9 protein-coding genes and 1 pseudogene are annotated in these 12,391 nt (G+C 40.5%); 6 read left to right on the plus strand and 4 right to left on the minus strand.

Features of this window, described 5'->3' with window-relative positions; translation table 11 throughout:
• The first annotated feature begins 6 nt into the window (after positions 1-6).
• The 4 genes from ACN6OV_RS02855 to ACN6OV_RS02870 all read left to right on the plus strand — a co-directional run bounded on the left by ACN6OV_RS02855 (position 7) and on the right by ACN6OV_RS02870 (position 7,813).
• On the plus strand, positions 7-543 hold the full coding sequence (locus ACN6OV_RS02855) for a chemotaxis protein CheW (RefSeq protein WP_427949487.1): 537 nt from the start codon (positions 7-9) through the stop codon (positions 541-543).
• A 44-nt stretch (positions 544-587) separates the two neighbouring features.
• A complete protein-coding gene (locus ACN6OV_RS02860; RefSeq protein ID WP_067764556.1) occupies positions 588-2,663 on the plus strand; it encodes a methyl-accepting chemotaxis protein in 2,076 nt (691 codons plus the stop codon).
• Positions 2,664-2,824: 161 nt separating this feature from the next.
• A complete protein-coding gene (locus ACN6OV_RS02865; RefSeq protein ID WP_427949489.1) occupies positions 2,825-7,342 on the plus strand; it encodes an Hpt domain-containing protein in 4,518 nt (1,505 codons plus the stop codon).
• Between the two features lie 3 nt (positions 7,343-7,345).
• A complete protein-coding gene (locus ACN6OV_RS02870; RefSeq protein WP_427949491.1) occupies positions 7,346-7,813 on the plus strand; it encodes a hypothetical protein in 468 nt (155 codons plus the stop codon).
• Positions 7,814-7,891: 78 nt separating this feature from the next.
• Here the strand turns inward: ACN6OV_RS02870 and dapE are convergent, their stop codons facing one another.
• The 3 genes from dapE to ACN6OV_RS02885 all read right to left on the minus strand — a co-directional run bounded on the left by dapE (position 7,892) and on the right by ACN6OV_RS02885 (position 10,311).
• Positions 7,892-9,025 carry a succinyl-diaminopimelate desuccinylase gene (gene dapE / locus ACN6OV_RS02875; RefSeq protein WP_427949492.1) on the minus strand — a complete coding sequence of 378 codons (1,134 nt, stop codon included), beginning with the start codon at positions 9,023-9,025 and terminating at the stop codon, positions 7,892-7,894.
• Between the two features lie 120 nt (positions 9,026-9,145).
• Positions 9,146-9,295, minus strand: coding sequence for an entericidin A/B family lipoprotein (locus ACN6OV_RS02880; RefSeq protein WP_427949493.1), 150 nt, complete (start codon positions 9,293-9,295; stop codon positions 9,146-9,148).
• Between the two features lie 149 nt (positions 9,296-9,444).
• Positions 9,445-10,311 (minus strand): DUF1853 family protein, encoded by an 867-nt coding sequence (locus ACN6OV_RS02885; protein ID WP_427949494.1) that lies wholly within the window; start codon positions 10,309-10,311, stop codon positions 9,445-9,447.
• 88 nt (positions 10,312-10,399) lie between these two features.
• Here ACN6OV_RS02885 and ACN6OV_RS02890 point away from each other — a divergent pair, with 88 nt between their 5' ends.
• Positions 10,400-10,828 (plus strand): YbaN family protein, encoded by a 429-nt coding sequence (locus ACN6OV_RS02890; RefSeq protein ID WP_427949496.1) that lies wholly within the window; start codon positions 10,400-10,402, stop codon positions 10,826-10,828.
• Positions 10,821-11,315 carry a cell wall-recycling L,D-carboxypeptidase ElsL gene (gene elsL / locus ACN6OV_RS02895; protein WP_427949498.1) on the plus strand — a complete coding sequence of 165 codons (495 nt, stop codon included), beginning with the start codon at positions 10,821-10,823 and terminating at the stop codon, positions 11,313-11,315. The genes ACN6OV_RS02890 and elsL overlap by 8 nt, the downstream gene beginning before the upstream one ends.
• Before the next feature lie 116 nt (positions 11,316-11,431).
• Here the strand turns inward: elsL and ACN6OV_RS02900 are convergent.
• Positions 11,432-11,996, minus strand: a pseudogene (locus tag ACN6OV_RS02900) (transposase); the annotation flags it as partial.
• Positions 11,997-12,391 lie beyond the last annotated feature (395 nt).

A 12,391-nucleotide genomic window follows, 5' to 3' on the forward strand; every position in this document is an offset into this window, starting at 1 on the left:
AGCTCTATGGCAGCAAATGGATTTATCGAATTACTTCGAATCGCAAAACGTGGGAACAAAAACTATGTTTCTACAGAAAATGAAGTAAACCGATGGTCGGGCATTGCTTTTGAGATGATGGGGCAATATTACGTTGCCCCTTTGGGTGAAGTATCTGAGGTAATCTACCCGCCAAAATATACACCAGTTCCAAATACCCAACCTTGGGTTTTGGGATTGGCAAATATTCGGGGACGCTTACTCTCAGTATCAGACCTAGCACAATATATAACAGGTCATAGAAGTAGTTTTTCACCTACTCAAAAAGTTTTATGTATTAGTCATAATGACCATTATGTCGGTTTAGTAGTCGATCAAGTTTTGGGTATTCAGCACTTTAATAAGAAAAGCTATTTTTCTAAACATACTGAGTTGGATCGTAATTTACAGGAATATTGTCAGGGATATTTCCACCAGCATAACCAGCAGTGGAATGTATTTCTCTTCAGTCGTTTACTGCAAAATCCAAAATATATGAACGCATCCATAAAATTTATAAATTAATTATCGCGCAGCTACGAAAGAAGGCGTAATCGGGGAGAAGCTGAATGGGCTTTAAACTTAAAAAGAAAAATACGAGTGAAAGCACGGGTAGTCGTAAAGGCGGTAATGCTTTTCTGGCAAAATTGCAGTCACAAACAGATCAATTATCACGCGTATTTGGGGACAGTGAAAAATCTAAACCATTTATTTATGGTGCGATTGGTTCATTGGTGTTTGCAACACTCATCTTATTCTATCTCTTCTACAGTGTACCTCGTGGGAACGAATTAACACGTAGTCTTGGTGAATTACGTCTTCTATCGCAAACGATTTCTCGTCAGGCAACTGAAGCAACCGCTTCAGGTACTGAAGATTCAATGAAGAAATTGATTGAATCGCAAAACAGCTTCAAAGAAAACTTAGAAACTGTTAAAGATATTCACGCCAATACTGATGCATTGAAATCAGTTGATACTCAGTGGGCTGAAGTATCAAAAAGTATTGATTTAATTACGTCGCAACAAAAAATCATTAACAAGCTATACGACACGAACATTGCAATCGGTGAAACGATTCCAGGGATTCAGGCTGAATATAACTTGATGGTTGACCAAATGGCACGTCAAGACATGCCGTCAAACCAGGTGGTTATTGCGAAAAACCAGGTGTTTATTGCGGAACGTATTTTACGTTCGATCAGTTCTGTACTTTCTGGTTCAGACAGTTCACGTGAATCTGCAGATGACTTTAGTGCCGATACTGAAACATTTGGTTCTTACTTAGAAGCACAATTAAATGGTAGTGCTGAATTAGGTGTACAACGTATTGAAAGCCCAGAACTTCGTGAGTCTTTAGAAGGCATTAAAGCTGAATACGATGATGTACTTAAATCAGCTGCTGCAACAATTCTGAAAAACTCTTCACAAATTGTGAACGTACGTAAAGCGTCTTCTCAAATTTTTGCTGAGTCAGATAAGTTATTAGAAAACTTAAACCAATTGTCTTCAAATACTGGTCTTAAAACGATTTTACCAGCGGTATTGTTAATTCTTGCATTAACAGCATTCTTGATCTGTGTATTCAAATTACTTTCTTTACGTGGTCAGTCAGATAAACACCGTGTGGGTCGTTTACAAGAAGAATATGACCGTAACCAAAATGCGATTTTGCGTTTACTTGACGAGATCGCCGATCTTGCAGACGGTGACTTACGTTCATACGCAACGGTATCTGAAGACTTCACGGGCGCGATTGCCGATTCGATTAACTTCGCGATTGACCAATTACGTGACCTGGTATCTCGTATTACTGAAACATCGCAAGAGGTTGCACAATATACGGCGAATACTCAGGGTATTACCAACCAGTTAGCTGAAGCATCTGAGCATCAGGCGCAAGAGATTGCTGGTGCCTCTGCTGCGATTAACGAAATGGCAATGTCAATTGACCAAGTATCTTCAAACGCAGAAGAGTCAGCGGTGGTAGCAGAACGTTCAGTACAAATCGCTGCAAATGGTGCGGATGTCGTAAACCGTTCTATTGAAGGTATGGATACGATTCGTGAGCAGATTCAAGAAACTTCAAAACGTATTAAACGTCTTGGTGAGTCATCTCAAGAGATTGGTAACATCGTAGCCTTGATTAACGATATTGCCGACCAAACAAACATTTTGGCATTGAATGCTGCTATTCAGGCATCGATGGCTGGTGAAGCTGGTCGTGGTTTCGCCGTGGTAGCGGATGAAGTACAGCGTCTTGCGGAACGTTCTGCGTCTGCAACCAAACAGATTGAAGGCTTGGTAAAAACCATTCAGACCGATACTAACGAAGCTGTAATTTCGATGGAGCAAACGACTTCTGAGGTTGTACGTGGTGCGAACTTATCTAAGGATGCCGGCGTTGCACTTGATGAAATTCAGTCTGTATCGGGTAACCTTGCAAAACTGATTGCAAACATTTCGGATGCTGCAAAACTTCAGTCTGCTTCTGCAGGTCATATTGCAACAACGATGAACGTTGTACAGGAAATTACCTCGCAAACTACGACTGCAACATTTGATACTGCACGTTCGGTATCTGAATTGGCAAATATGGCCGAATCATTACGTGAATCTGTATCTGACTTTAAACTTCCAGAATAAGTCAGGCGCAATATCGTGGTGTCCTACTTTAGGGTAGGACGCTACATCGATTACAGATAACACATCGACAAGATGAACTTGACCCACGGTTGAGTCTTGCGTGATGGTTACAATTAAGTTTGAGCAACCTTCTTGGTGGCAAAACATAAGAAGCCTTAGCTATGAAAGAAATATTAAAAAATTTAGTTGAAACGACTACGCTTCCTGAAGATAGTTATCTTGATCAAGATGCGGAAATTCTTGAAATTTTTGTTGAAGAAATAGAAGAAATCTTTGCAGAGTTAGAAGGTCTATTTACAACTTGGCTTGAAAATCCACAAGATAAAGAAACCTTGACGACCATTCGTCGTCATTTCCATACGCTGAAAGGTTCAGGCCGTATGGTGGGAGCAAAATCTGCAGGTGAAGCTGCTTGGGCAGTTGAAGATACGTTGAATCGTGTCATTGCCGGTTCAGTGCAATTAACACTTGTGGTGCAAAAATTTGCGCAAACCGTTTCGAATGTTTATCAATATAAACTTTATCCCTGTTTTAAACATGTGACAGAGCTCAATGTCGATCTACGTCCGTTGGTTTTAATGGGACAACAATTACAACAAAATTTAAGCCTTGAGCCAGCGCTTGAAGAATTATTAGTTCTTGCAGATCAATTAAAATCTGAAAATGACCATACCGGCTTAGAGCTGGATGATGTTGTAGAGGCAGAAAGTACTCCTGTAGAAGTAGAAGCTTTGGCAGTTGAGGAAATGGTTGAAATTGCTGAATCCGATGAACTGGTTATAGCTGAAGCTGAAGATACTTTGGTGGCTGAAACGGTCAATATTTTTATTGAAGAAGCCGAAGAGCATCTGCATACCATTGATCTATTCTTACAAACAGAAACAACGAAATCACAAGATTATAATGGCTTGATTCGTGCACTCCACACTTTACGTGGCAGTTCATCGATGGCACAGATTGACGAAATTTTTGATGCAAGTTCAAAAGTTGAAAATTTATTTAAAACCTTGCTTCAAGAAGAGATTGTATCCTCTTCAAAAGAAGCAACTTTACTGATTCAATATGCTGAATTTGTACGTGATTATTTACATGTATTGCGTTCAGGCAATAGTTCAAATCTACAATCAATTTATGCGACATTTAAAGCTGCATGGGCAGATTATGATTTTGCTTGTCAAGACCAGTTAGCGCCAGAAGATCATCCGCAAGGTTTAGTTTCTAAACTGATTGAGCTGAATATTGATCAATTGCTGGATGCAGAGTTTGAGTTTGATAAACGTGCATTAACGGAATTCCCTGATTATATTCAAAGCCTAAGTAATCAAGCTTCACAGCTTATTGAACACACCAATAATCGTGCATCAGTTGGTATTCATGATTTTACCGTACAGTTAAATTCAAGCTATCAAGCGCTGCTTACTAAGCCTGAGCTGTTAAATACTGACTATGCCTATGAATTATTTGCTCAAGCCCATCAGGAATTTATTCACTTATTTGATACGCTGGCTGCGGGTCAACGTGTTGTACTCAGTGAAGAAATTCAGCACTTCCTGACAGAACTGTCTGCCTTTGTTCAGCAAGATATTGAACATATCGTAGAGGCTACTGCTGAAACAGCAGAACAGCTGTCTCTAGAACAAGCTGCACCAGTGGTGGCAACCCCTACAAGTGTAGACTTTGCCCAATTAAGTCAGCGGATTCAGCTTGATCATCAGCAGATGCAGTCGGATGATGCTAATCAAGACTTTGATGAAGATCTATTAAATATCTTCATTGAAGAAGCAGAAGAACTGTTAGTTGGTATTGACCAAGACCTAAGTACCTGGACTCGTGATCAAACAGATACTTCGGCACTGAATAATTTGATGCGTTATTTGCATACCTTAAAAGGTGGTGCAAACATGATCGCGGCTTCGCATGTCGGGCTAATTTCGCATGAGTTAGAGTCGATTTATGAGCGGATTATTCGTCAGCAAATCACAATTAATCCTGCATTGATTCAAATTATTCGTTTGGTTCAAGATGATATCGCCGATCGTATCCAAACCATTCGTGATCAAGGTGTGGATTATCCTGCAAGCAACGTGATTGATATTCTGAAAAATATTCAATCTATTGCGACAGGTCATGTGGCGCTTGAACTTGAGCAGGCTCAACTCACTGAAGCACTGGATGATGTTGCTGATCCAATTGTGAATTTGGTCGAGACCACTGAATCGCTTGAAGAAGTGTTTGTACAAGAAGCAATTATTCCAAAGGAAAACCAACATTTATCTCGTCATGAGTCTAGTGTAGATTTCTTGCAACATGCTGGAGCTGAGCAGGGTCAAAAAATTGATGATGATCTTCGTTCTGTGATGGAAGAAACCTTCCTTGAAGAGTCGGAAGAAATCCTTGAACAAGCTGTTCAATTCTTAGCGCAATGGACGGATCAACGAAGCGACCGTAACTTATTACTTCAATTACAACGTGCCGCCCACAGTATTAAAGGTGGTGCGCGTATGGTTGAAAATGAGCCTGTTGCATCGATTGCTTATCAACTTGAAACTACATTTGAACACTTTGCGGTACATCATTTTAACTCAAATGCTTACGACGGCTTGCTTAAAACCACTTTAGCATGGTTAAAACAAGCGATTTTCAACCATGATTATAGTAATTTTGACAGTATCAAACTTAGTTTAGAGTCGATTCAATACGTTGACGTTACTGCACAGTTGCCAAACCGCGTGGCTGAGTCAGATCTTGGTGTAGTTACTAAAGGCTTTGAATTTATTCAAGGTGATGGGGTTGAACCGCCATCCATGTTGGGTGAATGGTCTGAGTCAGGTACGGCAGACAACAGCAACGAGATGATTCGTATCTCCGCGGATCTGGTTGAGAAGATGATTGACTTGTCGGGTGAGAACTCGATTAACCGTTCACGTATTGAGATGGACTTGGGTCAGCTCGGTAACACTCTAAATGAGATGGAATTGGCGATTAAACGTCTGGCCGATCAGTTGCGTCGAATGGATGGTGAGCTTGAATCGCAAATTATTGCGAAACATGGTTCTGAAAATTCACGTTATGCTGATTTTGACCCATTGGAAATGGACCAATATTCGTCGATTAACCAATTATCCAAATCCCTAGCGGAATCGGCATCGGATTTGGTCGACTTCAAGAGCACCTTAGCTGAAAAAATTCGTGATGCGGAAGGTTTGTTATTGCAACAATCGCGGATTCAGTCTGAGATTCAAGAAAGTCTGATGCGTACCCGTTTGGTTCCATTTGATCGTTTGTTACCGCGTTTACAACGTATTGTGCGTCAAACTTCTTCGAGCTTGAACCGTCCTGCGGAATTGATCGTTCAAAATACTGAAGGTGAATTGGACCGTACCATTCTTGAGCGTTTGGTGACGCCATTTGAACATATGCTGCGTAACGCGATTGACCATGGTATTGAAGATACACAAGAGCGTATTGCCTCGAAAAAACCTGAAGTCGGTAACATTGTGCTGAATATTAGCCGTCAAGGTACAGACGTTCTGGTGTCATTCAGCGATGATGGTAAAGGGATTGATGAAGCGAAGATTAAAGAAAAAGCATTAAAACTGGGTTTAATCAAAGCCGATCAACTCTTGGATAAACAAGAAATTTTGCAGCTGATTTTCCATCCAGGTTTCTCAACAGCACAAGCTGTGACCCAGATTTCGGGTCGTGGTGTGGGCTTGGACGTGGTACAGAGTGAAATTAAAGCGTTGGGTGGTCACGTCTCGGTTGAGTCTGAACTCATGAAGGGCACAACCTTTACCATTCGTGTACCAACAACTGTAGCAGTCAGCGATGCCTTAATGGTGAAAGCGGGCGATCAGCAATATGCAATTTCACTGGCGCAGATTGAGCGGATCGTACGAATTGCACCTTCCGCGCTTGAAACCTACTTCAATGGCAAAGATGATGTCTTTAAAATTGATAACAGCAATTATAAACTGCGTTATTTATCTGAATTTGTTGGCAATCAACCTATACCACGTTTAAATAATGTGGCGCACTCATTACCTGTTTTATTGATTAAGGGTAATAGTGGGCAAACGATTGCCTTATTGGTTGATCAATTGGTTGGTTCGCGTTCTCAAATTGTGGTGAAACCAATTGGACAACAATTTACCAGTGTGGGCGCAATTGCAGGTGCAACGATTCTTGGTGATGGTCAAGTTTGTTTGATTTTGGATGGTCAAAATATTGCCCGTCAAATTCAAACCACACAGCGTATTAAACACGCTGCCGATCAGCGCGATCTTGGCCGTCAAGGCGATACACGCCGCTTAGTGATGATTGTCGATGACTCGGTGACTGTACGTAAGGTGACCTCGCGTCTGCTTGAGCGTCAAGGTTATGACGTGGTGACGGCGAAAGATGGTGTGGATGCGATTGAACAGCTGGAAAATGTACGTCCAGACTTGATGTTGCTCGATATCGAAATGCCACGTATGGATGGCTTCGAGGTCACCAACCTTGTGCGCCATCACGATATACACCGTGACTTGCCAATCATTATGATTACCTCACGTACTGGCGAAAAACATCGTGAACGTGCATTCAGCTTAGGCGTGACGCACTATATGGGTAAACCTTTCCAAGAAGCCGAATTGCTTGCAAACATTGAAGCATTAATTACAGAAAAGCAGGGGTAAGCCATGAGTCAGAATTCTGTATCTCAGGTGGTCAGCGATAAAATTGATCAGCAGGAACTGCAACATCTTATTACGGTTTCTACAGGTTTTATCGATGCCTATATCATTGAGTGCCATGCGACAGAGCCGATGTTACTGCCGCAAAATATTGTACTTTCAGCACTGGATAGTGAAACCAAAGTGCCTTTTGTGGAATGGCATGAATTGAAGCTTCCTGTATTTAGCGTCAATGATCCCGAGAAAAGTACTGGTGTTGCCTTAGTGATTGAAGGTGATGATGTTGGGCAGCGTTTCGCACTGATGTGTAATGAAATGCCGAGCACCATTCGTCTGCGTATTTCGGAAGTGGTTGATGAAGACCAAAAAGTTTCAGATCCCAACATTTTCCAATATGTGCGCATGGCGGATCAGGTATTTCATATTCCAAACTTAGTCAATATTCAAAATAGCATTGGTATTCAAACTGCTTAAAAGATTTGATGAGTGGGTAGAAAAAAGGAACTCGACTGAGTTCCTTTTTTATTGGGTTGAGTGAAAACTATTGAGCGGTTAAGTCAAAAGATTTTCTAAAATTTGTTCATAAATTTCAGCAAGTGGCTCAAGTTCCGCAACATTTACATGTTCGTTAATTTGATGAATCGTTGCATTTAATACACCGAGTTCAAGCACTTGTGCGCCTGTTGGGGCAATGAAACGACCATCGGAGGTACCACCACTGGTGGATAGTTCAGTTTCAGTACCGGTGATATTACGAATCGCATCACGTGCAGCATTCACCAATTCACCAACTGGAGTTAAAAAGGGCAGACCTGAGAGTGTCCATTCAACTTCATATTCAACCCCATGACGGTCTAAAATTTCTAAAGTCCGTGCTTTTAACTCATCAGCAGTCACTTCAGTGGAATAACGGAAATTGAACAACACATTCATCGTCCCTGGAACAACATTGGTCGCACCCGTCCCCGCATTGATATTTGAAATTTGAAAAGAGGTCGCAGGGAAATATTCATTGCCATTATCCCAAACCGTGTCGCACAGTTCAGCCAAGGCTTTTGATGCCGTGTGAATCGGGTTTACCGCAAGGTGAGGATACGCAACATGACCTTGTTTGCCTTTAACTGTTAAGTTGGCATTTAACGACCCACGACGACCATTTTTCACAATATCGCCCAGTGTATTGGTACTTGACGGTTCGCCAACCAAACACCACGTCATTTTTTCATTACGCGCTTCTAAGGTCTCAACCACTTTTACCGTACCGTTAATTGATGGGCCTTCTTCATCTGACGTGATGAGGAAAGCAATTGAGCCTTTATGGTTTGGGTGTTTGGCAACAAAACGTTCAGAAGCCACCACCATCGCTGCAAGTGCCGTTTTCATATCTGCACTGCCACGACCATAAAGTTTGCCATCACGAATTTCGGGTTGAAATGGATCAGAACCCCATGAATCTAAATTGCCGGTCGGTACGACATCTGTATGACCTGCAAAGCAGAAAACCGGCGATGCAGTACCTTTACGTGCCCACAAGTTGTCTACATCGTCAAAACGCATATTTTCAATGTTAAAGCCAATCTTGGCTAAACGATCAGCCATGATGTTCTGACAAGTATGGTCGACAGGTGTCACAGAAGGTTGGCGTAGAAGTTCTAGGCTGAGGTCAAGAGTTGCTGTTGAGGTCATGTGAAATACAGGAGTCAAAAATGTCACAATATAATAGGTGAATAAAGCGGCAAAAGTGAATTTTTGACATAAAAAAACCCTATTTTAATAGGGTTCTTTTATTGAATCTAAACATTAAAATTAATTACGACGAATTTCGTCAGAGGTTTTTTCAGCGGTATTGGTCACAGCATCTCCAGCCTTCGATACATCTTTACCCATACCTTTTACTGTATTACAACCTGTCAGCACAAAAGCGACCATGAGCGAAGCAGCTAAAATTTTTTTCATTGAGCATTTCTCCATTTTTTAATGAATAATTTGAAAAGAATGAAATTATTCTGATGCGAGATTTAGATTAAAAAATAGCTGGATCAAACAGTAGACGGTTTTTATGGTGCTTGCGTAATTATATGTAATTGTCCATAAAATTGAATTGATCAAGTCCCATCTTGCGGCAAAATGAGACGAGGTAAACGATACATATAATAGGACTCTTGATCTATGTGCTTATATAAACCATCCGTCCACCATTGCGCAATTTCACTGCTCTGAGCATGTTGTGGACAAATCCATTCATGACGTTGTAAGCGATAAAAATTTTGATCCTGTGGCGCAATTTGCTGTCCCCATTGTCCAATTCGACGTTGCGGATTGACCCAAGTCGGAAGTGTCTCGGAGGTGTTGAGGGGAAGATATAATTGACCTTTAAGTACACAATAACGACGTTGGATATGTTGTCCCAACGCCTCATCAAATTGGAATTGTTTCTGACTAAAGTGATTGAGCTTACGACTTAAGGTATCACTACGATTTAAACCATACCAATAGGGCAGGCTAAAATCACGTTCTGCGAGATAGTATTTTAAAGCCACTTCCCAATGCTCAACTTCATGAGTTTCGGTATTGAGTAAGACAAAATCAAGTTCACCCAGCGTGCGCGGGCCTTCAATTTTTTGAATACTATGACCCAACAATTGGTAGGAATGATAATCCTGATCTAATAACCAAAACCAAATAAACATTTCAAAGCGTAAACCCAAACGGGTGCTTTTTAATTTTTGCAAAAACAGCTGGAGTTCTTCGGGATTTTGATCAAGCGCTACTAAGCGTGGATGATAGTTTTTCCAATGTTGCTGCCAAACAGGATCGGGATGCAATTGAAAGTTATGTACCACAGTAAGTTCATGTGGAAGCTGCTGCAAAATATTAGGACTGGCAATACAAAATGCCAATTGGCGAACTAAAGGGTGTTGATACTGAAGCCATGGCTCAAATAATGTTGTAGTGGCAGCTGAAAAGCTCATATCAAAACCTAGTGAATTATGCAGAATAACAACGGATAAAATGAAAAAACACTTTATACTACCCGAATTGTAGGTCTAGGGTTGTGGTATGAGAACGTTGTTTTGGCGAAGTTTGGTAGTCATCTTTGTCATATTGGGCTTTATAGGGGCATTATTGCCGGGCATGCCAACAACGGTATTCTTAATTTTAGCCACTTGGGCAGCTTCTAAGGGTTGGCCACAGATGGACAATTGGCTACTGAATCATCCCAAATATGGCCCGACACTTCGCGCATGGCGTGAGAATGGCACGGTTCCGCGTAAGGCGAAATGGTTCGCAACGATCATGATGTTGATAAGCGCGGTCTTTATGCTCTTCACCAGCGCTCCGCTTGCCGTCAAAGTCTTTACTGACTTAACCATGCTAATTGTTGCAATCTGGTTGTGGGCACGTCCAGAACCTGAAGTAAAGCCAGCTATGGTTGAGCAGGTTAAACCTAAAAATCAGGATCAACATAAACAGAATGAACATGTTTAACTATGAGTTAGATCAGGCTGATGTGCTGATTAATTTAAAAGATCAAACTCTAACCCTGCCAAAGCATAATAAGTTCTATACCATTTCCAGCGGTAAAAATGGCATTGGTGAGCAAGAGAACAGTGGGAAAACACCACGCGGCTGGCACAAAGTGGCTGAAAAGTTTGGTGACAATCAACCACAAAATGCAGTTTTTAAAGCCCGCCAATGGACAGGTGAAATTTACGATCAACAACTTGCAGATTCAAGCCCTGAACGTGATTGGATTCTTTCACGCATTTTGTGGCTTAGTGGTTTGGAAAATGGCTTTAATGCAGGTGAAGGCTGTGATACCTATAAACGTTATATTTATATACATGGCACGCCAGACACTGAGCCGATGGGCATTCCAATGTCACATGGCTGTATCCGTATGCGTAATGCTGATGTGGTGGAACTCTATCAACTGATTCCACTGGATGCTTTGGTGTATATCGCAGAACAATAATTGATGTTCTAAGCAGGTTTGCTAAAGTGAAAAGTGTCCGAGTGGCACTTTTTGTACCAATTTAAAAGATAAAAAATTAACGTGTCAGTTTATATGGTAGATGTATTGTTCGATTTATAGCGATCTACTAACTGATCAATGACGGTCTCAATTTTTCTTCTAGCCTTCATCAATAATCTCATTGATTCTTTAGATCTGAGATCAAGCATATTCTTTCTCAATGGTATCTGTAAATCAACATATTGAAATTTATAGTATTCGTTTAAACTTGGTCTTAAATAGCCTTTGTCTGCTCCCAATAATCCATGAATGTTTGGTGTAATTTCTGGTGCAATCTCACGCTCATCAATATTCGCTGGGGCAAAAGTATAGCCTGTAATCATAATATGTAGTTAAGTGAGCTGTGATTTTCTGATGAATCTGCCATAAGTTTGCACAATGTTTACAAAAATTAGGAGATGACCCCAATTTTGGAAACCGGCCTAAGCAATTTTTTTAAATACCTCCAGATACTTTTATCTGTATCCATTCCAAGAAATTCACCACAATTTACATTGTGATAATTTCAATATCGGTAAGAGCGGGTGGAAAGCCACGAGTCCTGCGTGGCTTATTGACAATAATTGGATATAGCTCATCTATGATTAAATAGACAAAGATGATAAATTCTTCAAGGGACATAACATGAGGTAGTTTTCTTGGTCGAAATCTAAATTGTATTATGTCCTTTTTATTTCAATGACTTAAAAAGTTGAGATTGGCATATATACACTATAGCTAAATTCTAAAAATATTAGCACGTAAAAATAGCTGTAAAATTTCATTCTTTAAGGTCTTTGGTGTACTGAAGAGTTAAGTAATCAGCTATATATAAAACACATAAGTCATGTGGATCTATCAACATAAAATACAATTTAAAAAGACAACAATGCTTGGATAAAAGATCAGAACGAATGATTGATCTAAGTTTGAAACATCAAAATTTATAACTATAACGCGAATCTCAACTTTTAATTAAGTTTTCCAACTGTAAAGGAGGATTACCTAATTGAGAATTTAAAACGACTGAAATTGTA

Origin of the sequence: Acinetobacter sp. (assembly GCF_050285345.1) — a bacterium.
Lineage (GTDB): Bacteria > Pseudomonadota > Gammaproteobacteria > Pseudomonadales > Moraxellaceae > Acinetobacter.

What these genes read in the sequence shown, in the direction of transcription:
- ACN6OV_RS02860 (WP_067764556.1), top strand. Translation starts at nt 588, where the DNA reads ATGGGCTTTAAACTTAAAAAGAAAAATACGAGTGAAAGCACGGGTAGT.
- elsL (WP_427949498.1), top strand. Translation starts at nt 10,821, where the DNA reads ATGTTTAACTATGAGTTAGATCAGGCTGATGTGCTGATTAATTTAAAA.
- ACN6OV_RS02880 (WP_427949493.1), bottom strand. Translation starts at nt 9,295, where the DNA reads ATGAAAAAAATTTTAGCTGCTTCGCTCATGGTCGCTTTTGTGCTGACA.
- ACN6OV_RS02855 (WP_427949487.1), top strand. Translation starts at nt 7, where the DNA reads ATGGCAGCAAATGGATTTATCGAATTACTTCGAATCGCAAAACGTGGG.
- ACN6OV_RS02890 (WP_427949496.1), top strand. Translation starts at nt 10,400, where the DNA reads ATGAGAACGTTGTTTTGGCGAAGTTTGGTAGTCATCTTTGTCATATTG.
- ACN6OV_RS02885 (WP_427949494.1), bottom strand. Translation starts at nt 10,311, where the DNA reads ATGAGCTTTTCAGCTGCCACTACAACATTATTTGAGCCATGGCTTCAG.
- ACN6OV_RS02865 (WP_427949489.1), top strand. Translation starts at nt 2,825, where the DNA reads ATGAAAGAAATATTAAAAAATTTAGTTGAAACGACTACGCTTCCTGAA.
- dapE (WP_427949492.1), bottom strand. Translation starts at nt 9,025, where the DNA reads ATGACCTCAACAGCAACTCTTGACCTCAGCCTAGAACTTCTACGCCAA.
- ACN6OV_RS02870 (WP_427949491.1), top strand. Translation starts at nt 7,346, where the DNA reads ATGAGTCAGAATTCTGTATCTCAGGTGGTCAGCGATAAAATTGATCAG.